Source organism: Nocardia ninae NBRC 108245, assembly GCF_007990755.1.
Taxonomy (GTDB): domain Bacteria; phylum Actinomycetota; class Actinomycetes; order Mycobacteriales; family Mycobacteriaceae; genus Nocardia; species Nocardia ninae.
The window spans coordinates 1-26,008 of sequence record NZ_BJXA01000075.1 but is presented as its reverse complement, the minus strand read 5'-3'; the positions used below and the strand labels follow the sequence as shown (position 1 = coordinate 26,008).

Sequence of the window (26,008 nt, the reverse complement as noted above, 5' to 3'; positions counted from 1 at the left end):
ACGCCCGAGACATGTCATATGTCGAAGAAATAACGGCAATTTTCCAAAAACCGCCCGGTCGGCATTTACAAGCGACTCGGCGGCTAACGCAACGGACCGGCGGAGCCCATATGGCTCCGCCGGTCCGCGGTGCTGACTCAGGCGCCGACGTACTCGGCGAGGTGCTCCCCGGTGAGGGTGGAGCGGGCCGCGACCAAATCGGCGGGAGTGCCCTCGAAAACGATCTTGCCGCCGTCGTGCCCGGCGCCGGGCCCGAGGTCGATGATCCAGTCGGCGTGCGCCATCACGGCCTGATGATGCTCGATCACGATGACCGACTTACCGGACTCGACCAGCCGGTCGAGCAGGGCGAGCAGGTTCTCCACGTCGGCCAGGTGCAGGCCGGTGGTCGGCTCGTCGAGGACGTAGACGCCGCCCTTGTCGGCCATGTGTGTGGCCAGCTTCAGCCGCTGCCGTTCGCCGCCGGACAGCGTGGTGAGCGGCTGGCCGATGGTGAGGTAGCCGAGCCCGACATCGACCAGGCGCTCGAGGATGGCGTGCGCGGCCGGAATACGCGATTCGCCTGCGCCGAAGAACTTTTCGGCCTCGGTCACCGACATGGCGAGCACCTCGCTGATGTCGCGGCCGCCGAGGTGGTACTCGAGCACCGACGCGTCGAACCGCTTGCCCTCACACACCTCGCAGGTGGTTTCCATGCTCGCCATGATGCCCAGGTCGGTGTAGATGACCCCGGCGCCGTTGCAGTTCGGGCAGGCGCCTTCGGAGTTCGAGCTGAACAGCGCAGGCTTGACGCCGTTGGCCTTGGCGAACGCCTTGCGGATGGGCTCGAGCAGCCCGGTGTAGGTCGCCGGGTTACTACGCCGCGAACCACGAATCGGTGTCTGATCGACCGCCACCACGCCCGCCGAGGTCGGAATCGACCCGTGCACGAGCGAGCTCTTCCCGGAGCCCGCGACGCCGGTGATCACACAGAGCACGCCGAGCGGGATGTCGACATCGACGTTCTGCAGGTTGTGCCGGTCGGCGCCGCGAATCTCCAACGCGCCAGTGGACTTTCGCACCGTCCCCTTCAGCGCGGCCCGGTCGTCGAAGTGCTTGCCGGTGACGGTGCCGCTGGACCGCAGCCCCTCGACCGTGCCCTCGAAACAGATGGTGCCGCCGCCCGAACCGGCGCCCGGGCCGAGATCGACCACATGGTCGGCGATGGCGATCGTCTCCGGCTTGTGCTCGACCACGAGCACCGTGTTGCCCTTGTCGCGCAGTTGCAACAGCAGGTCGTTCATCCGCTGGATGTCGTGCGGGTGCAGGCCGATGGTCGGCTCGTCGAACACATAGGTGACGTCGGTGAGCGCGGAGCCGAGGTGACGAATCATCTTGACGCGCTGGGCTTCACCGCCGGACAGCGTGCCCGAAGGCCGTTCGAGCGAGAGGTAGCCGAGCCCGATGTCCACGAACGAGTCGAGGGTGTGCACCAGCGAGTCGAGCAACGGTTTCACCGAGGGCTCGTCGAGGGCGCGGACCCATTCGGCGAGGTCGCTGATCTGCATCGAGCAGAGGTCGGCGATGTTCTTGCGCTTGATCTTCGACGAGCGGGCCTCCGCGCTGAGCCGGGTGCCGTCGCAGTCGGGGCAGGTGGTGAAGGTGACCGCCCGGTCGACGAATGCCCGGATGTGCGGCTGCATCGCCTCGCGATCCTTGGACAGGAACGATTTCTGGATCTTCGGGATCAGACCCTCATAGGTGAGGTTGACGCCGTCGACCTTTACCTTGACCGGCTCCTTGTAGAGGAAGTCGTTGAGTTCTTTCTTGGTGTACTTGCGAATCGGCTTGTTCGGATCGACGAAGCCGGACTCGGCGTAAACCCGTACCGTCCAGAAGCTGTCGGATTTCCACCCGGGAATGGTGAACGCGCCCTCGGCGAGCGATTTGGAATCGTCGTAGAGCTGAGTCAGGTCGATATCGGAGACCGAGCCCCGGCCCTCACAGCGCGGGCACATGCCGCCGGTGATGCTGAAGCTGCGCCGCTCCTTCACGGTCCGGCCTGCCTTCTCGATGGTGACCGCGCCCGCGCCGCTGATCGAGGCGACGTTGAACGAAAACGCCTGGGGCGAACCGATATGCGGCTTACCGAGACGGCTGAACAGGATGCGCAGCATCGCGTTGGCGTCGGTCGCGGTGCCGACCGTGGAGCGCGGGTCGGCGCCCATCCGCTGCTGATCGACGGTGATTACCGTGGTCAGGCCTTCGAGTACGTCGACCTCGGGCCGGGCCAGCGTGGGCATGAACCCCTGCACGAAGGAGCTGTAGGTCTCGTTGATCAGCCGCTGCGACTCCGCGGCGATCGTGCTGAACACCAGCGAGCTCTTACCTGAACCGGAGACGCCGGTGAACACCGTCAGCCTGCGCTTGGGGATCTCGATGCTGACGTCGCGCAGGTTGTTCACCCGTGCCCCGTGCACCCGGATCAGGTCGTGGCTGTCGGCGGCGGGCAGCGCGGGCTTGGTGCTCTTCTTCTTGGTGGCGGTGGTCATGGTGTCTCCATCTAACCTGATCAGGACTATTGGGCGAGGTTCGGGCGCGCGGCGCGGTGCTTGGTGCGGTAGGGCTGAGCGAACATGTACAAGCCGGTGCCCATGAGCAGGAACAGCGGCGGCAGCGGCAGGTAGAACAGCCACATCGCGGTCTCGGTGAGGCCGAGGGCGGCGCCGATGAAGGCGACGATGACGGTGGTGGTGAAGATGATGGACAGCTGGCGGTGCAGCTGACGGTTCCGCTTGTTCCAAGCCATGATGATCTCCTTTGCTGCGCACGATCCGCAGGTCGTGCAGTGAATGTTTCGGGTTTATCGCTCGTCGAGGACTTTGCCGTCGACCACGCTGTGGTGGGTGGTCAGCGCCGCGGCCGCCGTGGCGAGCGGGCAGTTCTGCGCGCTCGCCGTCGCGCCGCGCATGCCCTCGGCCGACTCCCAGCGCCAGATGTCGAGGTAGGACCCGTCTTCCTGGCGGATCAAGGTGGCGGCGGTGAAGGCCGCGTTCGCCGACCGAATGGCGCGCAGCACCAGCGTGCGCTGCTCGAGCAGCTGGGCCAGCTTGCCGGTCACGACCGTGTATCGGTGCGTGCGTACGACTGCCATGGTGTCGTGCCCCTCTCGTCTCGGATCGGTTCTCCTTGTGACTCATAGTTTTCCGCCGCGGCCACCTGCGAACAATGAGCAATCACGAAACGACGGTTGCGCTCGGGGTTAACGATCGCAACGATGACGGAGTGGAATTGCGTGACATCGAGATCTTCCTGACCCTCGCCGAAGAGTTGCACTTCGGCCGTACCGCGGAGCGGTTGCATATTTCGACACCCCGGGTGAGTCAGACGATCGCCAAGCAGGAGCGGCGAATCGGTGCGCCACTGTTCGAGCGAACCAGCCGCAAGGTGACCCTGACACCGCTGGGCGAGCAACTCCGCGACGACCTGCAAGCCGGTTACCGCCGTATTCTCGACGGCGTCGAATCGGCGACGAACCTCGCGCGTGGCGGCCCGGACACGCTGACACTGGGTGTGCTCGGCCCGATGTGGCAGGACCTGGCGCCGATGACCGCGTTGTTCCGGAACCGTTTTCCGCACGTCGAGTTCCGGATGCGCGAGGTGCGCATCGATGACCCGTTCGCGCTGATCCGCAGCGACGAGGTCGACGTGGCCCTGCTCGCGCTGCCTGTGCGCGAACCCGACCTGCGCGAGGGGCCCGTCGCGTTCAGCGAGCCCATCGTGCTGGTCGTCGGGCGGACGCACCCGCTGGCCGGGCGCGCCTCGGTGTCACTGGCCGACCTGTCCGGTTACGACGTCCTGCCGTCCGGGTTGCCGATCCCGGAGTACTGGGAGGAGTCGTTCTCGCCGCTGGCGCCGGGCGCTCGCCCGGCCGATGCGCCCGCGCCGACCCGCGAGGAAGTGCTGTGGTCGGTGACCTCGGGTGACGCGGTGGCCTTCGCGTGTGGGCAGGCGATCAAGTACTACGACCGTGGCGAGGCCGTGTACCTGCCGATCGACGAGAATCCCACGCTGAGCTGGGGTTTGATCCACCGCGCCGAGACCGCCAGTCGCTGGGGGACGGAGTTCGCGCGCATCGCGACCGAACTCGGGCCGATCGAACTGACCCTCGATCTCGATCCGTCCACCCTGCATCGGCTGCGTTCGGTGAGCTGACCTGCTCAGTTCACCTGCTGGATCCGGACCATGTTGCCCGCGGGATCACGGAAGGCACAGTCGCGGACACCGTACGGCTGGTCGGTCGGCTCCTGGACCACCTCGGCGTCGCCGGCCTGCAGACGCTCGAAGGTGCCGTCGACATCCTTGGTTGCCAGCAGGATGCTGCCGTAGGTGCCCTTGGCCATCATCTCCTCGATGGTGCGCCGCTCGTCGTCGGTGATGCCGGGGCTGGCGGCGGGCGGGTACAGGACGATCGAGGTGCCCGGCTGGTCGGCGGGGCCGACCGTGATCCAGCGCATCCCGTTGTATCCGACGTCGTTGCGCACCTCGAAGCCGAGGATGTCGCGGTAGAAGGCGATGGCGGCTTCCGGGTCGTTCTGCGGGAGGAAGCTCGATTGAATGGTGATTGTCATGCTGATCAGGCTAATTCCGGTGCACTCGCCGGCGCTTCTCGATTCCTGATCGGTCTGGTGACCTGTTTGGCCACGCAGGACGGCATCCCCGCGGTCGCCTCCGCCGCCTCGCGCCGGTAGATGCTCGGCGGCACCCCGACCAACTCGGTGAAGCGGGTACTGAAGGTGCCCAACGATGAGCAGCCGACCGCGAAGCACACCTCGGTGACGCTGAGGTCGCCGCGGCGCAGCAACGCCATGGCACGCTCGATCCGCCGCGTCATCAGGTAGCTGTACGGCGACTCGCCGTAGGCCAGCCGGAACTGGCGGCTGAGGTGGCCTGCCGACATGTGCGCGTCCCTGGCGAGGGCCTCGACGTCGAGCGGCTGGGCGTATTCACGATCGATTCGGTCGCGAACACGGCGCAACCGCGCGAGATCGCGCAGGGTCTGCGCTGCGTCGGGCTTGCTGGTCACTCGAATGATCGTGCCATGTCGTATCGGAGTTGCCTAGCGCCCGGTTTCTCACCCAACCGGCGGAAAACGTGCAGGGACGTCATTTCTATGGGGGTGCACCGCACCCGCCGGTAAGACAGTATCGGGGGTCGTGACCGCTTATCTTCACCACGAATCACCCACGCTCGAACAGTTACTCGACGATGCCGCACTGATGTCTTTCGAACATCAAGAGCGCAGTATCGAGGTGCTGGGTGAACATCGGTGGCAGGTGAGTTATGAACCGCCTCGGTTCGAGTTCTTCGGCGATAAGCCGCTGGTGTGCACGCGATTTCATGTGCTCGGCACGGCGGCACCCGGTCCGCGCAGTTGGCTGTGGAGTTGGGCGAACAACGACTGGTATCCGCCCGAGGTAACCGAGCTGGCCCGCTCGGTGCGCGATTACGGACTGCGGCACGGCATTTCGGCGCTGTGCACCGACGAGGTGCCGTTCGCGGACTTGCCCGGCGCACCCACCGACCCGAACCGAGCCACCTGGCTGATGGGCGAACTCGCCAAAGCAGTATCCGGCAGTTGGACCTGGTACAGCTGCGACGTCGGCGGCGGCACCCGCCTCGCCGTGCTGATCGAACACCCCGACCTCGCCCTCCCCGCCCCCGACCTGATGCACACCATGCAGGCCCTCACCGGCGTATTCAAACTCGAGCTACCCGACCACAAGCGCGCCCTGCACAGCTATGCGATGCAACGCGGACTGACCGCCGCGTTCGCCACCGACGGCTCGACAATGCGCATCGCAGGCCCGGGAATCGAAGTCGCCATCGCGTTCAACGAGCGCGGCCTTGTCACAGCGATGTCGTCATCGACCGGCGCCGACTCCCTGGCCGTCCCGGCCGAATAATCACTGGCGCCGTCGAATCTGCTCGCTAAGCTCGCAGATGCGGCGATGACGAGCGTGACGAACTCCGAGCCGCGTCGGCCGGTCACCGAGAATTCGACCAGTAGAGGCAGCGCGCATCGCGCTGCGAAGGTGTGGTGGCACCGCGACGGACCCGATCGCCCACACCTCCCGGGGATAGCAACCAGGAGGTGAAACCGATGCCACGCACGCTCTGTTCGGCATTGCCGACTACCCGCACGGACAGCGGATCGGTGACCGTCGAGGGATGGATACACCGGCGCAGACAACTCGCGACCGTCACGTTCGTCGTGCTGCGCGACCGATCCGGCGTCGCGCAGGTGGTGGTAACGGATCCACAAGTCCGAGAACAGCTTTCGGCGTTGCCGGAGGAGACCGTGGTCCGGGTGACCGGCACCCCGATCGGCAATACGAAGGCACCCGGCGGTGTCGAGATCATCGAGCCGGCGATTACGCCACTGAGTGCACCGGCCGAGCCACCGCCGGTCGAACTGTGGCGGCCCGGCCTCGGGGTCACCCTGCCGACCATGCTCGACCACGCCGCGATCAGCTGGCGCCACCCCACCCGGCAGGCGGTGTGGCGGATCGCGGCCGCCTCGATGGCCGGGTTCCGCCGCCACCTGGACGAAGCGGGATTCACCGAGGTCACGACGCCCAAGATCGTCGACCAGTCCACCGAGTCCGGCGCGAATGTGTTCGCGCTGGACTACTTCGGCTCGACCGCCTACCTCGCCCAGTCGCCGCAGCTGTACAAGCAGATGCTCACCGGCGTCTTCGAGCGGGTGTACGAGGTGGGGCCGGTCTTTCGGGCCGAACCGCACGACACCGCGCGGCACCTCGCCGAATACGTCTCGCTCGACGTCGAATTCGGTTTCATCCGCGACCATCGCGACGTACTCGGCCAGCTGCGTGACACACTCGCCGCGATGATCGAGGCTGTTCGCGAAAAGGCCGGTGCCGCAGTGGAAACCGTGGGTGCCGAGTTGCCGGTGGTGCCCGAGCGGATCCCGATCATCCACTTCCGGGAAGCCCTCGAACTGGTCGGCGCGGCGCCCACCGAACCCGACCTCGCGCCAGAGCACGAACGTTTCCTCGGCACGTGGGCCCACGAGCGGTTCAACTCGGATTTCCTTGCGGTAGAGGGCTATCCGGCGGTCAAACGCCCCTTCTACACGCACCCGCAACCGAGTGATCCGCGCTGGACCAACTCCTTCGACCTGCTGTTCCGCGGACTCGAGCTGGTGACCGGTGGCCAACGGCTGCACAACCACGCCGACTATCTCTCGGCACTTGCCGCCCGCGGCGCGGACCCGGCGGAGTACGCGCCCTATCTCGAAGCCATGCGGCACGGCATGCCGCCACACGGTGGCTTCGCCATCGGTTTGGCCCGGTGGGTCACCCGCTTGATCGGAGCGGACAACATCCGCTACGCGACCCTGTTCCCCCGCGACATTCACCGCCTCCGCCCGTGAGCCCGGCGGCGGCTGCCCATGCCGGGCAGCTGCCGTCGAACGGACAGTGGTGGCGCGTCGCGTCTTTCGTCGCGAACCGGCTCCCTCGCCGCGATTCCGGCGGGTACGGTGGGGGCCAGTGGGTCGGCCTTCGATGTCGCGGAGACCGTGGCGAAAGTGGGGAAAATGACGATCATCGGTAGGTCGGTGCGGCGGATCGAGCCCAGTGCGAAAGGTGTGCAGGTGTTCGGTGAACCCTACGAGACCGCCGACGGGTCGACCGTCATCACCGTTACCAGGGTGGGTGGGGGTCCGTTCGCGGCGTCACCGCAGGGCATCTTCGTCATTCACAACGGCAAGGTGCACTGGGAAGCCGCGGTCGATGTCACCCGGGTGGCGTTGCTCGGTGAGTTCATCGGGCTGGTGGCGACGGTGATCACCACGCTGGCAATTCTGCGCCGACCGCCGTGGCCCGACGTGTCCGCTGCCGGCATGAATGCGATGAAGCGCATGAAGTCCGCCTGGAAGTAATATGCGCTTTCAGCGCATTTCGTAGACGTAGCAACCGAACCCGTCGACTTTCGCAGGCAGCGCCGCTTCACCGAAGGCGCTCTGGGATTCACCCTCACAGACGGCAACCATCCCGGGTTTCGGTTGCACACCGCGCTGGTGCAGTTTGAATTTCTGTTTGATCGGACCGGTAGCGGGTGCGCCGTGCTCCGCCTGGCAATTTCCGGTGCCCTCCGCGCCGACATCTTCGGGCTCCTCGATTTCGTCACAGACGTAGATCCACGTCTCGTCCGCGCTGGCCACCGAGGCGAGGAAGGTCAGACCGGCGGCCGCCGCGACGAAGACGACTGCGAGGGCGGCGATCCGAGTCGGACTGATGCGCATGACAATCCCCATTCTCTCTGGATTCGGTCATTCGGCCGCGAGTCGCACGAACACCGGCATGGTGCGGATCGACGCGGCCAAAAGAATTCCGGATAACACGCGATAGCGCGAACCGTAGCGGAATCGAGCGACGGTTCGGCCGATTTGAAACCGGGTGTCGCGGGCGAATCGCTATCCACCGAAAAGCAGGATAAAAACTCCAGCAAATACGCACCGACAAGCCCATAAATCGCCGTCACAGACAAAACAATGTTTGCCGATACCGCGGACCGGGTACGTGCCGACGGCCACATCCTGGCTACTCGTATGCTCTGTGCGCAGTCGCATCGAGGGAGACGGAGCATCCATGGCGGATCGGGAAGTGCTGAGCTGGGAGTTGTTCGGTTCGGCGAGCCGGGAGTTGGCGACCATGATCGCGGACGACGGGTTCGAGCCCGATCTGATCCTGTCGATCGCGCGCGGCGGGCTGTTCGTGGCCGGCGCGCTCGGGTACGCGCTGGACGTGAAGAACCTGCACGTGATGAACGTGGAGTTCTACACCGGCATCGACCAGCGCCTCGATATGCCGGTGATGTTGCCGCCGGTGCCGCAGGCGGTGGATCTCGCCGGAGCGACCGTGCTGGTGGCCGACGATGTGGCCGACACCGGCGCCACCCTCAAACTGGTGCGCGACTTCTGTGAGCACCACGTCGCGGAGGTCCGCTGTGCGGTGATCTACCAGAAGCCGCGCTCGGAGGTCGATTGCGAATACGTCTGGAAGCACACCGACCGCTGGATCAACTTCCCGTGGTCGACCGAGCCGCCGGTGGTGCAGCGCAAGGTCAAGGTGCTCGACGCGTGACCGGTGCGCTCAGGCTTCTTTTCGCGCCTCGGCGATCGCGTCCAACCGTTCGCCGAGCGCGTTGACCTGGTCGCGGAGGGCGATGAGGTGCTCGATCGGGTAGCCGACCCCCTCCATCACCGACTCGATCATCTCCCTGGCCTGATGTTGCAGGGCGACACCGGCTTCGGTCGCGCGGAGCTCTACCGCGCGGCGATCGTGGATTCTGCGCACGCTCTCCACGAACCCGTGCGCCTGTAGTCGCTGGATCAGCGGCGAGACGGTGCCGTAGTCCAGGCTCAGCTGTTCGCCCAGTTCCTTCATCGTCATGCCGGGCCGTTCCCATAGCGCGAGTAGCGCAAGGTACTGGGGATAGGTGATGTGCATCTGCTCGAGAAAGGGGCGATAGGCGGCGGTCATCGAGCGCGACGTGGAATACAGGGCGAAGCACAGCTGATTCGTCAACAACAGCAGATCGGGATCGGAGTCCCCGGCGGTTGCGGTGGTGCCCGGCGCTGCGGCCGGTTCGACACGCACCGCGGAACTTGGATGCGCTACCTCGGGCATACCTGCACTGTACGCATTGCTACCGACGAATTTCGCATCGTCGCGCCGGGACGCCGGCTCCGTTACCGCGGTGTAGCCCATGGTGATCCGCTATCGGTCCGCATCGCGCGATATTCTGCCGAGGTGCGGGCCCGCCATACACGCGGCGCGCACCATCCCGCGGCGACGGTCAGTTTGTGACCATCGGCCTCGAAACAAGGGCTCGAAGACCGTGGTGCGGGCGGTGACCGACACAAAGACTCGGGTCATGGTCACAGACAGGGACTCCGGTACACCCGATCTCGGGACTATACGGCGGGCACTGACATTGGCTTGCCGAGCGCCGTCGGTGCACAACACTCAGCCGTGGCGGTGGGAATTCGATGGCAAGCAGCTACTGCTTTACCGCGACCACCACCGGCAACTTCCGGTCGCGGATCCGGCGGGCAGGCAGCTGGCGATCAGTTGCGGCGCGGTGCTCGATCACGCCCGCTTGACGTTCATGTCCTTGGGATGGTTCACCTTCGCCAACCGGATTCCCGACGCGGACCGGCCGGAACTGCTGGCCGTGCTCGAATTCCGGCCGTGGCACGAGGCGCTGCACCAGACCGCCGCCCGCGTCCGCGCCATCACACTGCGGCACACCGACCGATTGCCGATGGCGCCGCCCGACGACTGGCCCACGGTGCTCGGTGCGCTGCACGAGTTGGCCCGGCCGCACCACGTGACAGTCGATGAAATCGGTGAGCAGCATCGTCGCAGACTGATTGCTGTCACCCAGCACGCCGCCGCGCTGTCCCGGCACGATCGGGCATACCAGCACGAATTGCGTTGGTGGAGTGAGGGTTCCGGTTCATTCGACGGAGTTCCCGTCGCCGCCCGGACTTCCGCAGCCGAGGCCGACCGCGTCGGCGTCGGGCGGCACTTTCCGTCCCCGCCGCACTCGAACCGCCGCGCCGATCTCGACGACCGCTCGCGTTTGGTGGTGCTCAGCACCGACGCCCACTCCCCTGGCGAATGGGTGGATACCGGCGAGGCCTTGTCGCAGGTGCTGCTCGAGTGCACCCGCCGTGGCTTGGCCAGCTGCCCGCTCACCCATCTCACCGAGTTCGAAGCGACCAGCACAGTGGTCGCCGAATTGCTCCCCCGACCCGCAGTCCCGCAGGTGCTGATCCGGATCGGCACCGCCGCGCCGGAACACGGCCGCGCCCCGACACCGAGGCGCGCGCTGTCCGACGTATTCCACCACAGCACAATCGAATCCGGCTCAACGAGAGAGATTTCGCCGAGCCGGTGACCTCAGTATCCGATCAGATGACGGCGTTCATGATGGTGCCCGCGCTGGTCGCTACCGCGCCGCCCGCCATCGCGCTGGCGATCATCTTCGGCGATTGCAAACCGCCGCCGTTCCACTTCTCCCAGGCGAATCGGCCGCCGCCGTAGGTGATGGCGGTGATACCGGACAGTTGGACCAGCCAGGTGAAGTAGCGACCCATTTGCAGCAATTTGTCCGCCAGCGGCGGCGCCTCCGGTGTCGGATTTCCGACCTCCGCGAGAACGGTGTCGTGTAGCGCGGCCAGAATCATGCTCACGTGCGTGCTCCTTTTCGCAGGCTGGGATGGGTCCGGACACGAGAAATCGCGGTGTGCTCGCCAAGACTCGGATATCGAAGAAATCGCGCCGCCGAAGAATTCGACGACACCACGGGAACGACGGCGCTAGCTGTCGCTGCGGACTCGTGCCATGTCGTCTCCTGCTTTCCGCTCGTCGCCGGAAAAACTCGTGACCTGCACAATTCAACCCCATCAAGATCACGGATGCGGCGCGACACACCGCACGGCGACACACCGTCCGAGGGAGTCGGCCGCCCGGATCGAAGGCAGCCGGTGCGGTATCCGAAAAAAAGTGCGGCGAAACCGGCCGGTCCCCCGAAAACCCTCCCTCATCCGGCCGAAGCACCGCATGCCAGCCATTCGCTGGAATATCCTTGGCGGGCAAGATTCGCAGTAGCAGTCGCCGTCCCGTCGGCGACTCGGCGGTCACCGGGCCCGACTCTCCCGTGACTGCCACAGGAGGGAATCCCCATGTCGGACAGTCGTGCACAGACACCCACCGCATTACCCACCAAGATCGATACGAGCGTCGCGCACGAAGCGCGGGTCTACGATTACTGGCTGGGCGGAAAAGACAATTACCCGGCCGACCGCGCGCTCGGCGACGCCATTGCCGGTCACATCCCCGCCATTCAGACCATGGCGCGCGCGAATCGGGCGTTCCTCGGCCGCGCGGTGCAGTATCTGACCAGCGAGGTGGGCATCAACCAGTTCCTGGACATCGGCACCGGCATCCCCACCGCAGGCAACACCCACGAAGTGGCGCAGCGGCTCGATCCGGCGGCCCGGGTGGTCTACGTGGACAACGATCCGATCGTGCTCGCGCACGCCCGCGCCTTGATGGCGAGCAAACCGCAGGGCAGGACGGCCTTCATCCACGCCGACCTGCACGACCCCACCGCCATCCTGCGCAACGCGACCCTCGGCGCCACCCTCGATCTGGAGCAACCGGTCGCCATCATGCTGGTGGCGATCATGATGTACTTCCGCGACAGCGACGATCCGCACGGCATCATCCGCAACCTGCTGGACGTGGTGCCGTCCGGCAGCTACCTCGTACTCACCCACCCCACCGCCGATTTCGACGAGCGCGCGATGGCCCGGGTGGCGGCCGCCGCAGAAGACGCGGGCATCACCTTCTACCCGCGCAGCCGCACCGAAACCGAGGCGCTGTTCGCGGGCACGGAACTGATCGAGCCGGGCGTCGTCCCCGTGGTCACCTGGCATCCCACGCCCGGCGAGGAACCGGTCGACCCCGAATCCGCCTGGTACTGGGCTGGCGTCGGCCGCAAGCCCTGACCAGCGCGCCTGCGCTGAGCAGGCGATGTTTGGCCTGCGCCAGGTCGGCAATGTCGGGAAGACCCCTAGGCGGACCCGAGACCGGTGAGGTGCAGAGACATGGTCAACGACGTGCGGAAACGCCAACGCGACCCGAAGACCTATCGGCGTGCCGCGACCTACGTCCTCATCGTCAACGCGGCTGCCGCCCTGGCCTTCGCGGTGGCGGCCATCTGGACGGCGAACCGCAGCGCCTGCGCCGATGCGGACACCCTGCTCTGCGACACCGGCGCGAAAACCGCGATGCTGCTGGTGCCGACCGTGATCCTGCTGCTCGGCGGCATCGGCGCGTTCATCGAGACCTACCTCGAGTGGCGACGCGGCGGGGCCTGGCCGATCTGGCAGGGCGCGGGCTGGTTCCTGTTCATGGTGATGGTGGTCTACCTGGCGATCGGCGGCAGCACGGTCGCGCGCTAGTCGGCGACCTTGACGACCACCTTGCCGAAATTACGACCCTCCAGCATGCCGATGAACGCCTCGGGAGCGTTCTCGAACCCCTCGGTGATGTCCTCGAGGTAGCGCACGCGACCGTCGCCGACCCATTCGCCCATCTCGCGCAGGAAGTCCGGGTACAGCTCGCGGACGAACTCGGTCTGAATAAAGCCGCGGACGGTGAGACTCTTGACCAGGATGCGGCTGTAGAAGGCGGGCAGACGATCCGGGCCGTCCTCGTCGCCGGTCGTGTTGTAGTTGGCGATGAGCCCGCACACCGGGACGCGCGCGTAGGTGTTCAACAGCGGATATACCGCGTCGGCGACCGCGCCTGCCACGTTCTCGAAGTAGACGTCGATGCCATCGGGCACCGCCGCCTTCAGCTGTTCGGCGAAGTCGGGCGCGCGATGGTCGATCGCGGCGTCGAAACCCAGCTCGTCGAGCAGGGCCGCGCACTTGCGCGGTCCGCCTGCGATGCCGACCGCGCGGGCCCCTTTGATCTTGGCGATCTGCCCGACCGCCGAGCCGACCGGCCCGGTGGCGGCGGCGACCACGACGGTCTCCCCCGCCTGCGGCTGCCCGATCTTCAGCAGCCCGGAGTACGCGGTGAAACCGGGCATACCCAGCACGCCGAGCGCCGTCGAGACGGGTGCCGTGTCGGGGTCGAGCTTCCGCACGCTGGACGCGGCGACCACGTCATGCGTCTGCCAGCCCGAATAGGCCAGCACCACATCGCCTTTCGCCAGCTCGGCGGCCCGGGAGTCGACCACCTCGGCCACGGTGCCGCCGACCATCACGCCACCGACCTCGACCGGTTTCGCATAAGACTTCGCGGCACTCATCCGGCCACGCATGTACGGGTCCAGGGACAGATACAACGTGCGCAGCAGCACCTGTCCCTCCTCGAGCGGCGGCAGCTCGGCGGTTTCGGTGCGGAAGTTCGCCGCGGTAGGCGCACCCTCCGGGCGGGAAGCAAGCACGATTCGCGTCGTCTCGACCATGGAATCGAGCTTAGACCCGAGCGCGTTCGCGCCCGGTCAAGCTAACGGTGCTGCCGGTGCGACCGATAGAGCGATTGTCGGACACCACGACACCGGCTCTTCCACGTCGAAGGGAAAATCCGTGAAATCAGCAATGAAACGCGCGTTCGTCGGTACCGCCGCTGCGAGTTTGCTCACGCTGGCGCTCGCGCCCGCCGCCTCCGCCTACCCCGTCGGGCCGTGGGGCGTGGAAGGTCCGTGCAAGGGCCTGCAACCGAACGAATGTCCGTGGAGCCACTCGGACGACGGCCTGACCTGGTCTTATAAGGGTCACTCCTCGAACTACGACAAGCAGGGGAACTTCGTCTGCGGCACCGGCGACACGCCACTGGACAACCTGTACTGCGACCCGATCATGCTCGCGGTCCGCGCCCTGCCCTCGCTGCCGATCGGCAAATGGCTGCACCCTGGTAGCTGAGCTCCACCTCTGTCTCGGATCCGACCAACTTGCTCGAGGAGTTTCTTTTGGCACGCCTACGTCGCACCCGCGTCGCATTCACAATGACCACCGCCGCCCTCGCCGTCCTGCTGACCGCAGGCACCGCGGCCGGACGGCCGATCGGGCCCTTCGATGTCGGCGGGGCGATCGAGGTCGAGTACGACCAGGCCGGCGGTGGCGCGGTCTTCGGCGACCCGGTCATCCCCGAATCCGATGCGGGGCGCGGCGGCAAGTACCAGGCCTTCGAACGCAACTCCTCCATTTACTGGCACCCGGCCACCGGGGCCAACCAGGTCGGCGGCGCCATCCGCGACAAATGGGGCAACCTCGGCTGGGAGAACGGCTTCCTCGGCTATCCCGTCACCCGGGAAGCGGCGACGCCGTCGAAACCCGGTCGCTACAACCACTTCCAGGGCGGCTCGATCTACTGGTCCGTCGGCACTGCCGCGCACCAGATCGGCGGTGCGATCCGCGACAAATGGGGCTCGTACGGCTGGGAGAACAGCCCGCTCGGTTTCCCGATCACCGATGAGGCCACCGCCAAGAACAACGGCCGCTACAACCTGTTCAACGACGGCGCCATCTACTGGTCCGGCGCCACCGGTGCGCACGTCGTCTGGGGCGCGATTCGCACCACCTGGGAAGCCAGGGCAGGCGTGAACGGTGGCTACGGCTACCCCACCAGCGACGAGTACGACTACCAGAACGGCAAAGCCCAGGACTTCCAGGGCGGCCGCATCACCTGGCAGCCCTGACCCACCGCCGAGCTGTTCGGACCGGGGCGCGTGCGCGGGGGTGTCGTCGGCGTGCCATCATCGCCTACCGACGCTCCGCCCTGTCTCGGCACACCTGACTAGGAGTTCTCTTGGTTCGCCTTCGTGGTATCCACCGCACGTCCGCACCGCTGGCCACGGCCACCGTCGCACTGGCGGTGCTCTTGACCGCGGGCACCGCGGCCGCGCGCCCGATCGGGCCGTTCGAGGTCGGCGGCGCGATCGAGGTCGAATACGACCAGGCCGGCGGTGGCAGCGTCTTCGGCGACCCGACCTCGCCAGAGTCGGATGCCGCCAACGGCGGCAAGTTCCAGACCTTCGAACGCAACGCCGCCATCTATTGGCACAACGACACCGGCGCCCATCAGATCGGCGGACCGATCCTCGACAAGTGGCGCGCACTGGGTTCGGAGACCGGCGGGCTGCGCTACCCGGTGACCCGGGAAGAGTCGACACCGGTGAAGCCCGGGCGGTTCAGCCACTTCCAGGGTGGCTCGATCTACTGGTCCGTGGGCACCGCAGCGCACCAGGTCAGCGGGGTGATCCGGGACAAGTGGTACGCGCTGGGCGCGGAGAACAGCCCGCTCGGGTTTCCGATCACCGACGAGGCCCCCGCCAAGAACAACGGCCGCTACAACTTGTTCAACGACGGCGCGATCTACTGGTCGCCGCGCACCGGTGCGCATGCCGTGTGGGGTGCGATCCGCACCAGCTGGGAGGCCAGGGCCGGCGCGGACGGCGTCTACGGCTACCCCACCGGGGACGAATACGACTTCGAGGGTGGTAAAGCCCAGGAGTTCCAAGGTGGCCGAATCACCTGGAAGCCCTGAGTAATTCGATCAATGACAGGCAGCTAGCTGAGCCACCCGAGCCGTACGCCGGGTGGCTCAGTTGTTCGAGGACCACCCTCTTTCAGTACATCCTTTTCTGAATACAGTAATTTCTGTACAGTCGTCGTGTGGACACGATGCTGCACAGTGACGCGCTCTCCCGGTTCGGGTACGCGCTGTCGGATACGACTCGAACGCGGATTCTGTTGAGTCTGCGGGCCGAGCCCGGGTATCCGTCCGAGCTGGCCGACCAGATCGGGGTGTCGCGGCAGATCCTGTCCAATCACCTCGCCTGCCTGCGTGGCTGCGGACTGGTGATCGCGGTGCCGGACGGTCGGCGGAGCCGGTACGAGTTGGCGCACCCGCGCATCGGACGAGCACTCGACGACCTCGTCGGCTTGGTGCTCGCGGTCGACCCCACCTGCTGCCCCGCCTCTGACACCGAGGACTGCTGCTGATGGCGGACCTCGGCACTCCCCTGCTCACACTCGGCCCCGATCCCGCACGGCGGCAAGTATTGTCGCGGCGCATCCGATGGTTCGTCGCCGCGACGATCAGCTACAACGTGATCGAGGCGATCATCGCGCTCACCGAAGGCACCCGGGTGTCCTCGACGGCATTGATCGGGTTCGGCCTCGACTCGGTGATCGAGGTGTCCTCCGCGGCCGCGGTGGCATGGCAGTTCAGCGGCCGGGATCCCGAAGCGCGCGAGAAGATCACGCTGCGCATCATCGCCTTCTCGTTCTTCGCCCTCGCCGGTTATGTCACGGTCGACGCCGTCCGGTCACTGCTAGGCGTCGGCGAGGCCGCGCATTCACCGATCGGAATCGGTTTGGCGGCAGCGAGTTCGGCGATCATGCCGGTGCTGTCCCGGGCGCAGCGCCGGGCGGGACGCGAACTCGGATCCGCTTCCGCGGTCGCCGATTCCAAGCAGACCCTCCTGTGCACTTATCTCTCGGCGGTGCTGCTGATCGGACTCGTTCTCAACAGCCTGTTCGGGTGGTCCTGGGCCGACCCTATCGCCGCACTCGTCATCGCGGCCATCGCGATCAAAGAAGGTCGCAACGCCTGGAAAGGTGACACCTGCTGCCCGACAACATCATTTGCAGACCCCGCGCGAGAGCGAACCCAGGCCTGCGACTGCTGCGACAGCGAGCAGTAACTCCAGCTTGCCCTGCACCGGCGCAGCCGCTCTGCCCAGGGGCGGGAATGCACGGGTCGCGGCATTGCGGGACATATGGCGATCGGCAGTCGTCAAGGTTGATCGACGCGAAAGATGGAGCGAGCATGGCGATCTGCTTCGAATTGGTGGTCAACTTTGGATGGACGAGTTGCGCGAGTGACGGTTGAATCAGGCCACCACGGCGAGCAGTGTCATCGCGGAATCGGCAAGTTCCTGGTCACCGCGCAATTCACTACGCTGACGGGCAGTTTCGACGGTGATGCCACGGCTGGCCAGTCGCCAGAGCGTGTCCTGGTCCATCCGCACGGATGCGGTCGGCTCCAGAGTTTGTGACGTCGTCAACTCCCAGTGTTGACCGTCTGACACGCCTGTCCAGTGCCCACCCGCCGGGCCGGCGATCTCGAACCGCACCGTCGTACCGCAAGGCCGGATCCGATCGCGCAAGGCCGGCGGCAGAGCGTGCAGGAATGTAACCAGCACTGGGCGCAGCATCGAAACGTCATCGGCCCCAGGGCGATACACCGCGTCCCGGATCTGTTGCTGATGGACCCAGAATTCGGTGTATTCGCGGGCAATGTCGAGCCAGCCCGGACTGACACTCAGCCCCGCCCAGGAGACGTCCAGATGTGCGGGGCCCTCGAGATCAGTTGCCGCCCATAGGAGATCCAGCTCTGGGCCCAGCCGAGCCAGCAGCTCGATGAGCAGGTGCGGGCTGCATTGCCGCATCGCGCGGACGAACTCCTCATTGATCCGGGCCAGGTATGCAGGCAGTGTTTCGCCATCGCCGAAGGCGGCACCGCCGTGTTCGTCTCGGCTGCCAGAGATGCGCCGCATGTAGTCGTTGAGGATGTGAGCAGTCACGTCGGCGACACTCCAGCCGGGACATACCGTCGGCTTCTGCCAGTCGGTCGGCTCCAACGACCGGAGTAGTTCGAGCAGCGCCTGTCGCTCGATCCGGAATAGTGGTCGGGTATCGATCGGGATCATGGTTGTTCAGTGAACTGCTCATCCAGCCGCTGATGCCAGTAGTTTTCCCACAGCGTCCCACGCCGCAAAGTCGGTTGGTGGGTGCGCGGACATCGGGAGGAACGGGATACGGCGATCAGTCGTCGGAGGCGTCGGTACGAAGGTACTCGAGGATGGCGAGCACCCGTCGATTGTGCGCGACACCAGCCTGTAGATCGAGCTTGGTGAAGATCGCGTTGATGTGCTTCTCGACCGCACTCCGGGTGATGAACAGCTCAGCGGAGATGGCCGCGTTGCTGAGCCCGAGAGCCATGCGAGTGAGGACATCACGCTCGCGATCGGTGAGCCTGCTCAGCGGCGAGTCGGCGCGACTGTGCAGCAGCAACTGCCGGACGACCTCGGGATCGAACGCGGTGCCGCCGGAGCCGACTCGCTCGATCGCGTCGAGAAAGGTGTCGATCGCCGACACCCGGTCTTTGAGCAGGTATCCGATACCGCCTGTGCCGGTGAGGAATTCCGTCGCGTATCGGCGCTCGACATATTGCGACAGCACCAGCACGCCGATCGTCGGCCAGCGTTCCCGGATCTCCAGGGCGGCCCGAATGCCCTCGTCCACGTGGTCGGGCGGCATTCGGACGTCCGCGATGACGAGCTCCGGCGGCCGAACCGCAACGGCGGCAAGCAGTTCGGTCGCCGTGCCCACCGAATCGACGATCTCGTGCCCCTCGGCGATCAGCAGCTGAGCCATGCTTTCGCGCAACAAGGCGGAATCCTCGGCCAGCGTTATGCGCACGGCACCTCCACTCTGATGGTCGTCGGCCCACCCGCGGGACTATCGATGGCGACGACCCCGTCGAGCGCGGTGATGCGGGAGGCGATTCCGGCGAGTCCGAGACCGGCCGGGTCGGCGCCACCGCGACCATCGTCGCGCACGGTCATGATCAACACGGAGCCGACCTCGGTGACGGTGAGTTCGATGCGCTGCGCCGCCGCGTGCTTGATCGCGTTGGTGATCGCCTCGCTCGCCGTGAAGTAGCACGCCGATTCGACCGAACGCGGCGGCCGCCCCGCCAGTCGATAGTCCACGGCCGTCGGCAGCGGCGTCCGGTCGGCCAATGCCACCAAGGCGCTGTGCAGTCCGTCCCGAGCCAGCATGGCGGGGTAGATCTTCCACGACACCTCGCGCAGGTCGGCGAGGATGTGCCGGGTCTCGGCGAGCGCACGGCGGTGCAGTTCGGCCTGTTGTTGCTGGTCGGCTTCGCGTTCACCGCGGGCCAGCAGGATCGACAGCGCGATGACTCGCTGCTGCACCCCGTCGTGCAGGTCGCGTTCGATGCGGCGGCGTTCCTCGTCGATGGCGTCGACAATGTCGGCGCGGGTCGTGGTGAGCTCATCCACCCGCTGCGCCAGCGCGCCGGAGCTGGGGCGGGCGAAGGCATTCCACGCGCGGGTTTCGACGCCGACGATCCCCGCCAGCCCATGCACCGCCAGATAGCACAGCACCACGCCGGGCAGTGCGAGGGCCGCGACGGTCGACCAGTTGACCTGCCCCGGCTCGTTCGCGTCGAAGATCGGAACGGCGGCTCCGGTCGCTGCGCCGACCACCAAGCTCACCGCGATCACCAGCCCCAGACCGAGCAACAACCCGATCACGCCGGTCAGCATCCCGATCAGGGCGCGGACCGTCAGATAGCCCACCGCACGGTAGCCGCCGGGCGTACCGCGCAACGTCACGCCGAACAGCGCCAGACGACGCCGCTGCAGCCCGACCGCACCGCGGGCAAACCGTGGTGACGCCAGGCTGCCGAGCGCGGCCACCAGGTCGACCGGCACTGTCACGACCCCGAGCAGCAGGCCCCCGAGGACGGTCACGGCCCGACGCGCGCGGCTCGAGCCACGCGCGTCGGACTCGGCGTCGATGGAGGGTCTCATTTCCTGATTGTCTCGCGCCGCTGTGCGCGCAGCGTGCGCACACGGCTCACGACGAACCAGACGCCGCCGACGACTACCGCGAGAATCACCAGCTTTTGCAGCACCCCGGCATAGGTTTCGACGACCGGCCAGCTCTCGCCGAGGAAATATCCGGCGAGCACGAAAATCGAGTTCCACAGCAGGCTACCGGCGGTGGTCAGTGCGGTGAAGCGCACCAGATTCATGCGTTCGACCCCGGCGGGAACAGATATCAAGCTGCGGAACAAGGGGATCATCCGCCCGAAGAACACCGCCTTCGTACCGTGGCGGGCAAACCATGCCTCCGCTCGGTCGAGATCGGAGACCCGAACCAGCGGCATCCGGTCCACGATCCGGCGCAGCCGCTCCCGGCCGAAGGCGGCGCCCAGCCCATACAGGACGAGCGCGCCGACCACCGAGCCCAGCGTCGTCCAGATCAACACCTCGAGCAGACCGAACTCGCCACGACTCGCGGTGAACCCCGCCAGCGGCAGGATCACCTCGCTGGGCAGCGGCGGGAAAAGGTTCTCCAGCGCGATGGCGATACCCGCGCCGAGCCCGCCCAGTTCTTCCATCACATCGACCGCCCAGCCAGCGATCCCGGAGAGTTCGCCGCCGGTGGAATCTATTGCCATATCCATGATTTCGACGCTATGGACGATGTGGGCGGCAGACAGTAGCGGCAACCACCCGACCACTGCCTGACGACCCCACCGTCGAACTGCGGTTTTCCGCACCCCGATCGCAGCGCCTGCCTCATCGTTTCGGAGTGTCGCCCCGCATAGCGTTGGCTCAGCAAGGTTCCCCCCCAGTTAGGCTGGCGCGGTGGAGGTTCGACCGTTCGACCGCATCGATCTGGCGGCAGTGATGCCGGATCTGTCCGACGATCAGATAAACCGTCTCCGCCGCGCCGCCGCACGCATCGACCAGCCACAGCCGCCGGTCGGCCGCTCCGGATGGAACTGGTTCCCAGACAAACTAGATCGTGATCAAGACGGACACCGCTGGGTTCTCTTCGGAACAACCATCGTGTATGACACGCCCGAACGCGACCCCGTTGACTTCGATCTATCTGTGATGCGCGAAGAACGCCCACGGGTCAGGGTGGAAGTCTCGATCGCGGTGGACTGCTGGTGCGATCACGAGCATTCGACGCATGAGATTCGTGCCCAGTCATGGCTGGCCGGGCACGCGGAATCGTTCACCGAGACCTTCGAGTCGGCAGCAGAGGTGCTCGCGAGCTGGACCAGCGGCCGTCATACTGCGTCCGTCTATCGCGCTGCGGCATGCCTACCACCGCCACCGGATCGGCGCCACTTCAGCTCGCACGATCGGAGCTGATCACAGCAACGCTCGCCTACGCTTCATCGGCGTAGACATCCCAAATTCGGTGCGGTTGGGAGGATTTGCCAGCCAGCCGGTTTGGACGGTCGACCAACGTGCGGGTCGCGGCATGAGCGGATGTCGCTCGCGATCATCTACTGCAGCCGGTAGAACAGTCGCCCTGCCTAAGTCGACCCGGCGGGAAGCCGAATCACTTCGGACAAAAGGTCATGACAGGCCGGTGATTTCAGTCGGTGACGAATGGAATTCGATGAACTCGACTGGGCTGAACTCCTCGGAGGCTTGCACGCGGGCTTCGGTCACACTGGCATGGCAGGTGTCGGTGATGACGTTCCAGTCCATCCACTACGTGCCGCGTCTGTCCGGACCGTATCGCACCCCCGATGTCCGCAGTTGCCAGCACTCGTGCGCCATCGAGGAACTGCGGTATTTCCGTCACGAAACGAATTATCTCTCGGCGTGGATCGCACGCGCTGGTCGCCCCCGCCATCTGAAGGTATGCACCGGAATCGGCTACTTTGCGCGCGTTGGGAGGCCGTGTCTACCAGCAAATCTGGACGGCCGATCAACGCGCGGGTCGTAGGCATTACCGCGCACTCTCGCTGACTGAAGTCAGCATTCACGGCGACGATACCGGGTCGCAATACAGATCAAAGTAATCAAGAAAATGACTGTGCAGGAGGGGATTGTGGCGGCGTGAGCCGGCGCGCCAGGGCAAGGGAGGCTCGCGCAGTACCTGTATCGCCAGGGTCTCCCAGAGGTCCAGGACGCCTGTCAACCTGTTCGAGTCGGCTTCCAGCTAAACGGAGGAGAAGTAATGGATCCTCGGGAGGCGCGCGCGGCGGCGGCCCGGGAATCCGTCCCAGGAGCCCTGAGCGAAAGTGCCGACAACACTTCATGGACACGCACGGCGGCTTTACCCCCTATCAGTTCAATTCGGCTGCACCGGACGCGTGATCGTGTCAGCACATGTTTCCACGATAGAACGGACGAACACCAATGGCGGACAACCAGTTCACCACTCACTCAGATCTTTTCGATCTGAGTGGGAAGCATGCCCTTGTCACTGGCGGCACCCGGGGCATTGGGATGATGATCGCGCGCGGCCTCCTGCAGGCGGGCGCCCGTGTCGTCGTCAGCTCACGCAAGGCAGACGCGTGCGCGGAGGCACAGCGTCTACTGTCCGAATTCGGCGACGTTCGAGCAATCCCCGCCGACCTGTCCAGGTACGACGAATGTCAGCGACTCGCCGATCTGGTCGAGGCCGACTCGGAACGCCTGGACATCCTCGTCAACAACGCGGGAGCGATGTGGCTCGAGCCGCTGGAGACGTTCCCGGCCGAGGCATGGGACGCAGTGATCGACCTCAACCTCAAGTCGCCGTTCTGGCTGGTGCAGGCGCTGCTGCCCGCACTGCGCAGGGCGGGCAGCGCCGCTGATCCCGCGCGGATCATCAACATCGGCAGTATCGCCGCCATCCACGTCGCCGAGGCGCCCAACTACTCGTACGCCAGCAGCAAAGCGGCACTCCATCAACTCACCAGGGTGCTTGCCAGGGAACTGGGCCCACAGCACGTCACGGTGAACGCGGTAGCCCCAGGAGTGTTCCCGTCGCAGATGATGGCGGCCACGATCGATGCCATCGGCGACACGATCGCGGCGAAGGCCCCTCTGCGCCGGCTCGGCCGCGACGACGACATGGCAGGTGTCGCCGTGTTCCTCGCTAGCCGGGCCGGGTCTTACCTGACGGGCACCATCGTCCCGGTCGACGGTGGCACCGCCACAACCGCATCGGGTACCTAGGCGTCGGCGCGAGACTTTTGCCGGCGACCGCCGGGCCCTCGTGAAAAATCTGCAGGTCGGGTCTCAACAGGGGTACCAGCAGTACCTCCCTTCGCCCGCGGACAGGGCCTACCGTGAAGGGGTGTCCACGATCGAACTGCGCACTGAGATCAAGGAGTTCCTGAGCTCGCGTCGCGCGCGGATCACGCCCGAGCGGGCCGGATTGCCCGCCTACGGCGGCAACCGCCGGGTCAAAGGTCTGCGTCGAGAAGAGGTAGCTCTACTAGCAGGGGTATCGGTCGACTACTACGTGCGTATGGAGCGCGGCAGCCTCACCGGCGCCTCCGATGGGGTGCTCGACGCGTTGGCCTCTGCCCTGCAACTCGACGAGGCCGAGCGCGATCACCTCTTCCACCTTGCGCGGCAGTCCAGGGCGCCCGGCGGTCCACGCCGCCCCCGATCCGCCGTGACGGTCCGCCCGGCGCTTCAGCAGGTGCTCGATGCCATCACCGATGCGCCGGCTTGGATTTGCAACAGCCGTTATGACGTGCTGGCCATGAATCACCCTGCCCGCGCACTGTATTCACCGGTGCTGGCCGATACGCGACGGCCGGCGAACACCGCGCGGTTCGTGTATCTGGATCCCGAAGCGGCAAAAACGTTCTTCGTCGACTATGACCGAATCGCCTGCGATGTGGCCGCGAAGCTACGCATGGAAGCCGGCCGCAATCCGCACGACGAGGAGCTGATCGCCCTGGTCGGTGAATTATCAACACGGAGTGAACTATTTCGGCAGCGGTGGGCATCTCAGGATGTTCGGCTCCACCGGTCCGGACGCAAACGGGTGCACCATCCGGTAGTGGGCCAGCTCGACCTGGACGTCGAGTCGATGGATCTGCCTGCCGACCCCGGCCTACTCCTGAACGTCTACACCGCGCCCGCTGGCACGGCGACCACGGACGGTCTAGCTCTATTGGCGTCGTGGGTGGCTAGCCAGGAGAAGCTAGCGACCGAGATTCAAGCACTCAGCTGACAGTCCAACTTTTTCAGTCCCGAAATCGGCAGGATGGTGCGTTCATGACAGCCGTCATGCGTTCGGCCCGTTGATCTTCCGCTCGCACGGCGGCATGAGCGAAGGTTCGCTCAGGCAGCCGATCGGAGGCTGCGGCAGCCCGGCTACTGCGACGCGCGCAAGGCCGCACCCGCCACGGCGACATCGAGGTCGACGACGAGCTCGTCGTCGACCCAGCAGCCACGGTCTGAGATCGCCAGACCGATCAGCGCCAGTTCCGCAGCCCGGCCACGCAGGGCATACTGCTCGCGGGTCTCCTCGCCGAGTTCACCCAGCTCGTCACGATCCCAAGCAGCCAACGCGGCTTCAGCCAAGGCTTTCGGCAAGCGCACTGTGACCCGCCCGACCTGAGCCTCGACATAGGCGCCGATCGCCGCCAACACATTCGAATCGTCCTGATACCTCGCATACTGCTCTTGCTCGCGCACTCGGCGAGGGTACGCAACGACTCACTATCTGTCGCCGTCGATTACCGCGCCTGCCGCCTCGGCATGGCCTCTTCGCTCAACGCGGTATGCGGCATGTGAGTGCGTTCGCGTCACCGGTCGCCGGTCACGGCCCGGCCATGGGTCTCGGGTCTCGGGTCTCGGGTCTCGAGACCCGAGTCTCGAAGAGATGGTCGGCGTAGTCAATGCGGGCACCTGATGCGAGACTTCGACACCGTGAATATCGAAGGCACTGCTCGGAGGCCGGAAGTGCACGATTGGCGTATCGAAGCACGCGAATACGAGCGCCAAGAAAACCGCCGCGGACGGCGGTTCGCTTACTCCGACCTCGTACCCGCGGCGACCGCGCTGGTTGTCATCGACATGGTGCCCTTCCATGTCGCGGACAACCTCTACTGCCACGGGATCGTGCCGAACATCAATCGCCTGGCCGAGACACTGCGCGCAGCAGGCGGAACCGTCGTCTGGACTCTGCCTGGCACGAGTGAACCCAGTCGGGCAGCGATCGAGTTCTTCGGTCCGGAAATTGCCGAAAGCTTCAGCAGATCAGGCGGTTTCGGTCCACTGCGTGCCCGGCTGTGGTCGGAGTTGGTCGCTGACGAAGGGGACGTATTCGTGGATAAATCCGCGTTCAGCGCCTTCTTTCCAGGTCGGTGCGCGCTGCCGCAGCAGCTGGAACAGCGCGGTATCGACACGGTGCTGATCACGGGGACTGTCACCAACGTGTGCTGTGAGTCCTCGGCCCGCGACGCGGCTACCCTCGGCTTCCGAGTGATCATGGTCGCCGACGCCAACGCCGCTCGCCGCGATCAGGACCATAACGCCGCACTGCACACGATCTACCGATCGTTCGGCGACGTGCGCCCGACATCGGATGTGCTCGACATGATCCGCGCCACCGGACGATAGAGCCGCCATCGAGGGCCACCTGTCAGGTTTTCTTCCGGTGTCGAAGGTCAGCCCAGTTTCGATCCTGAGACGGCACTGCATTCGGCATGTCCGTGTGTTCGACCGGCCCCGGATCGCCACCGCCAGTTGATCTTCCGCCCGGGACCAGCGGCTGATGAGAATGCCTGCGCCGCAGTCGGCATCACGTCGAACACTCCACGCGTGGTCCAGATAGGTT

32 protein-coding genes are annotated in these 26,008 nt (G+C 65.8%); 17 read left to right on the top strand and 15 right to left on the bottom strand.

Features of this window, described 5'->3' with window-relative positions; translation table 11 throughout:
- Positions 1–137: 137 nt before the first annotated feature.
- The 3 genes from NN4_RS35750 to NN4_RS35740 are packed head-to-tail and all read right to left on the bottom strand — an operon-like array spanning position 138 to position 3,133.
- Positions 138–2,531, bottom strand: a complete 2,394-nt coding sequence (locus NN4_RS35750) for an ATP-binding cassette domain-containing protein (RefSeq protein WP_147140488.1) — start codon at positions 2,529–2,531, stop codon at positions 138–140.
- A 26-nt stretch (positions 2,532–2,557) separates the two neighbouring features.
- Complete coding sequence (locus NN4_RS35745; protein ID WP_147140486.1) at positions 2,558–2,788, bottom strand: hypothetical protein; 231 nt, start codon at positions 2,786–2,788, stop codon at positions 2,558–2,560.
- A 54-nt stretch (positions 2,789–2,842) separates the two neighbouring features.
- On the bottom strand, positions 2,843–3,133 hold the full coding sequence (locus NN4_RS35740) for a hypothetical protein (RefSeq protein ID WP_147140484.1): 291 nt from the start codon (positions 3,131–3,133) through the stop codon (positions 2,843–2,845).
- A 131-nt stretch (positions 3,134–3,264) separates the two neighbouring features.
- Here NN4_RS35740 and NN4_RS35735 point away from each other — a divergent pair, with 131 nt between their 5' ends.
- Positions 3,265–4,194 carry a LysR family transcriptional regulator gene (locus NN4_RS35735; protein ID WP_222595232.1) on the top strand — a complete coding sequence of 310 codons (930 nt, stop codon included), beginning with the start codon at positions 3,265–3,267 and terminating at the stop codon, positions 4,192–4,194.
- A 5-nt stretch (positions 4,195–4,199) separates the two neighbouring features.
- Here the strand turns inward: NN4_RS35735 and NN4_RS35730 are convergent, their stop codons facing one another.
- Both NN4_RS35730 and NN4_RS35725 read right to left on the bottom strand, forming a co-directional pair.
- Positions 4,200–4,610, bottom strand: coding sequence for a VOC family protein (locus NN4_RS35730; protein ID WP_147140482.1), 411 nt, complete (start codon positions 4,608–4,610; stop codon positions 4,200–4,202).
- A 5-nt stretch (positions 4,611–4,615) separates the two neighbouring features.
- Positions 4,616–5,065, bottom strand: a complete 450-nt coding sequence (locus NN4_RS35725; RefSeq protein ID WP_147140480.1) for a helix-turn-helix transcriptional regulator — start codon at positions 5,063–5,065, stop codon at positions 4,616–4,618.
- A gap of 130 nt (positions 5,066–5,195) precedes the next feature.
- Here NN4_RS35725 and NN4_RS35720 point away from each other — a divergent pair, with 130 nt between their 5' ends.
- The 3 genes from NN4_RS35720 to NN4_RS35710 all read left to right on the top strand — a co-directional run bounded on the left by NN4_RS35720 (position 5,196) and on the right by NN4_RS35710 (position 7,945).
- Positions 5,196–5,945, top strand: coding sequence for a DUF6882 domain-containing protein (locus NN4_RS35720; RefSeq protein ID WP_222595231.1), 750 nt, complete (start codon positions 5,196–5,198; stop codon positions 5,943–5,945).
- Positions 5,946–6,142: 197 nt separating this feature from the next.
- Entirely contained in the window at positions 6,143–7,435 is a 1,293-nt protein-coding gene (gene aspS, locus NN4_RS35715) for an aspartate--tRNA(Asn) ligase (protein WP_147140478.1), read from the top strand.
- Positions 7,436–7,600: 165 nt separating this feature from the next.
- The gene (locus NN4_RS35710) at positions 7,601–7,945 is read left to right on the top strand and encodes a hypothetical protein (protein ID WP_147140476.1); all 345 of its coding nucleotides are present in this window, start codon (positions 7,601–7,603) and stop codon (positions 7,943–7,945) included.
- A gap of 9 nt (positions 7,946–7,954) precedes the next feature.
- Here NN4_RS35710 and NN4_RS35705 read toward each other — a convergent pair whose 3' ends face one another.
- Positions 7,955–8,308, bottom strand: a complete 354-nt coding sequence (locus NN4_RS35705; RefSeq protein WP_147140474.1) for a hypothetical protein — start codon at positions 8,306–8,308, stop codon at positions 7,955–7,957.
- Positions 8,309–8,654: 346 nt separating this feature from the next.
- On the opposite strand from NN4_RS35705, the gene NN4_RS35700 reads away from it, so the two are divergent.
- On the top strand, positions 8,655–9,149 hold the full coding sequence (locus tag NN4_RS35700; RefSeq protein ID WP_107656260.1) for a phosphoribosyltransferase: 495 nt from the start codon (positions 8,655–8,657) through the stop codon (positions 9,147–9,149).
- A gap of 9 nt (positions 9,150–9,158) precedes the next feature.
- Here NN4_RS35700 and NN4_RS35695 read toward each other — a convergent pair whose 3' ends face one another.
- Entirely contained in the window at positions 9,159–9,695 is a 537-nt protein-coding gene (locus tag NN4_RS35695; RefSeq protein ID WP_147140472.1) for a MarR family winged helix-turn-helix transcriptional regulator, read from the bottom strand.
- A gap of 247 nt (positions 9,696–9,942) precedes the next feature.
- Between NN4_RS35695 and NN4_RS35690 the strand changes: the two genes are divergently transcribed.
- Positions 9,943–10,971: an Acg family FMN-binding oxidoreductase gene (locus NN4_RS35690; RefSeq protein ID WP_147140470.1), complete on the top strand. Its 1,029-nt coding sequence runs from the start codon at positions 9,943–9,945 to the stop codon at positions 10,969–10,971.
- 13 nt (positions 10,972–10,984) lie between these two features.
- Here the strand turns inward: NN4_RS35690 and NN4_RS35685 are convergent, their stop codons facing one another.
- Positions 10,985–11,260 carry a hypothetical protein gene (locus NN4_RS35685; protein WP_107660396.1) on the bottom strand — a complete coding sequence of 92 codons (276 nt, stop codon included), beginning with the start codon at positions 11,258–11,260 and terminating at the stop codon, positions 10,985–10,987.
- Between the two features lie 498 nt (positions 11,261–11,758).
- Here NN4_RS35685 and NN4_RS35680 point away from each other — a divergent pair, with 498 nt between their 5' ends.
- Together NN4_RS35680 and NN4_RS35675 are read left to right on the top strand one after the other, a co-directional pair.
- Positions 11,759–12,586, top strand: coding sequence for an SAM-dependent methyltransferase (locus tag NN4_RS35680; RefSeq protein WP_147140468.1), 828 nt, complete (start codon positions 11,759–11,761; stop codon positions 12,584–12,586).
- 99 nt (positions 12,587–12,685) lie between these two features.
- The gene (locus tag NN4_RS35675; protein WP_147140466.1) at positions 12,686–13,042 is read left to right on the top strand and encodes a hypothetical protein; all 357 of its coding nucleotides are present in this window, start codon (positions 12,686–12,688) and stop codon (positions 13,040–13,042) included.
- Here NN4_RS35675 and curA read toward each other — a convergent pair.
- Complete coding sequence (gene curA / locus NN4_RS35670; protein WP_147140464.1) at positions 13,039–14,058, bottom strand: NADPH-dependent curcumin/dihydrocurcumin reductase; 1,020 nt, start codon at positions 14,056–14,058, stop codon at positions 13,039–13,041. The two genes, NN4_RS35675 and curA, sit on opposite strands and share 4 nt — an antisense overlap.
- Before the next feature lie 121 nt (positions 14,059–14,179).
- Between curA and NN4_RS35665 the strand changes: the two genes are divergently transcribed.
- From NN4_RS35665 to NN4_RS35645, 5 genes are all read left to right on the top strand, one after another.
- Complete coding sequence (locus tag NN4_RS35665; RefSeq protein ID WP_107656256.1) at positions 14,180–14,515, top strand: hypothetical protein; 336 nt, start codon at positions 14,180–14,182, stop codon at positions 14,513–14,515.
- A gap of 47 nt (positions 14,516–14,562) precedes the next feature.
- A complete protein-coding gene (locus tag NN4_RS35660) occupies positions 14,563–15,291 on the top strand; it encodes an LGFP repeat-containing protein (protein ID WP_246181263.1) in 729 nt (242 codons plus the stop codon).
- A 110-nt stretch (positions 15,292–15,401) separates the two neighbouring features.
- Entirely contained in the window at positions 15,402–16,139 is a 738-nt protein-coding gene (locus NN4_RS35655; RefSeq protein ID WP_246181262.1) for an LGFP repeat-containing protein, read from the top strand.
- Positions 16,140–16,276: 137 nt separating this feature from the next.
- A complete protein-coding gene (locus NN4_RS35650) occupies positions 16,277–16,597 on the top strand; it encodes an ArsR/SmtB family transcription factor (RefSeq protein ID WP_371865796.1) in 321 nt (106 codons plus the stop codon).
- Positions 16,597–17,301 (top strand): cation efflux transmembrane domain-containing protein, encoded by a 705-nt coding sequence (locus tag NN4_RS35645; RefSeq protein ID WP_147140460.1) that lies wholly within the window; start codon positions 16,597–16,599, stop codon positions 17,299–17,301. The genes NN4_RS35650 and NN4_RS35645 overlap by 1 nt, the downstream gene beginning before the upstream one ends.
- Before the next feature lie 189 nt (positions 17,302–17,490).
- Here NN4_RS35645 and NN4_RS35640 read toward each other — a convergent pair whose 3' ends face one another.
- The 4 genes from NN4_RS35640 to NN4_RS35625 all read right to left on the bottom strand — a co-directional run bounded on the left by NN4_RS35640 (position 17,491) and on the right by NN4_RS35625 (position 20,879).
- Positions 17,491–18,309: a maleylpyruvate isomerase family mycothiol-dependent enzyme gene (locus NN4_RS35640; RefSeq protein ID WP_147140458.1), complete on the bottom strand. Its 819-nt coding sequence runs from the start codon at positions 18,307–18,309 to the stop codon at positions 17,491–17,493.
- 115 nt (positions 18,310–18,424) lie between these two features.
- Positions 18,425–19,081: a response regulator transcription factor gene (locus NN4_RS35635; RefSeq protein WP_147140457.1), complete on the bottom strand. Its 657-nt coding sequence runs from the start codon at positions 19,079–19,081 to the stop codon at positions 18,425–18,427.
- Positions 19,072–20,220: a sensor histidine kinase gene (locus tag NN4_RS35630; protein WP_147140454.1), complete on the bottom strand. Its 1,149-nt coding sequence runs from the start codon at positions 20,218–20,220 to the stop codon at positions 19,072–19,074. The genes NN4_RS35635 and NN4_RS35630 overlap by 10 nt, the downstream gene beginning before the upstream one ends.
- Positions 20,217–20,879 carry a DedA family protein gene (locus NN4_RS35625; RefSeq protein WP_147140453.1) on the bottom strand — a complete coding sequence of 221 codons (663 nt, stop codon included), beginning with the start codon at positions 20,877–20,879 and terminating at the stop codon, positions 20,217–20,219. The genes NN4_RS35630 and NN4_RS35625 overlap by 4 nt, the downstream gene beginning before the upstream one ends.
- A 226-nt stretch (positions 20,880–21,105) precedes the next feature.
- Between NN4_RS35625 and NN4_RS35620 the strand changes: the two genes are divergently transcribed.
- Positions 21,106–21,579, top strand: coding sequence for a hypothetical protein (locus tag NN4_RS35620; protein WP_147140451.1), 474 nt, complete (start codon positions 21,106–21,108; stop codon positions 21,577–21,579).
- Positions 21,580–21,789: 210 nt separating this feature from the next.
- Here the strand turns inward: NN4_RS35620 and NN4_RS46705 are convergent, their stop codons facing one another.
- Positions 21,790–21,924 (bottom strand): hypothetical protein, encoded by a 135-nt coding sequence (locus tag NN4_RS46705; RefSeq protein ID WP_281289445.1) that lies wholly within the window; start codon positions 21,922–21,924, stop codon positions 21,790–21,792.
- Positions 21,925–22,581: 657 nt separating this feature from the next.
- Between NN4_RS46705 and NN4_RS35615 the strand changes: the two genes are divergently transcribed.
- The gene (locus NN4_RS35615) at positions 22,582–23,385 is read left to right on the top strand and encodes an SDR family oxidoreductase (RefSeq protein WP_147140449.1); all 804 of its coding nucleotides are present in this window, start codon (positions 22,582–22,584) and stop codon (positions 23,383–23,385) included.
- Between the two features lie 121 nt (positions 23,386–23,506).
- Entirely contained in the window at positions 23,507–24,397 is an 891-nt protein-coding gene (locus NN4_RS35610) for a helix-turn-helix transcriptional regulator (protein ID WP_147140447.1), read from the top strand.
- Between the two features lie 143 nt (positions 24,398–24,540).
- On the opposite strand, the gene NN4_RS35605 is transcribed toward NN4_RS35610, so the two are convergent.
- Entirely contained in the window at positions 24,541–24,864 is a 324-nt protein-coding gene (locus tag NN4_RS35605) for a hypothetical protein (RefSeq protein ID WP_147140445.1), read from the bottom strand.
- A gap of 267 nt (positions 24,865–25,131) precedes the next feature.
- On the opposite strand from NN4_RS35605, the gene NN4_RS35600 reads away from it, so the two are divergent.
- Positions 25,132–25,791: a cysteine hydrolase family protein gene (locus NN4_RS35600; protein WP_222595230.1), complete on the top strand. Its 660-nt coding sequence runs from the start codon at positions 25,132–25,134 to the stop codon at positions 25,789–25,791.
- Positions 25,792–26,008 lie beyond the last annotated feature (217 nt).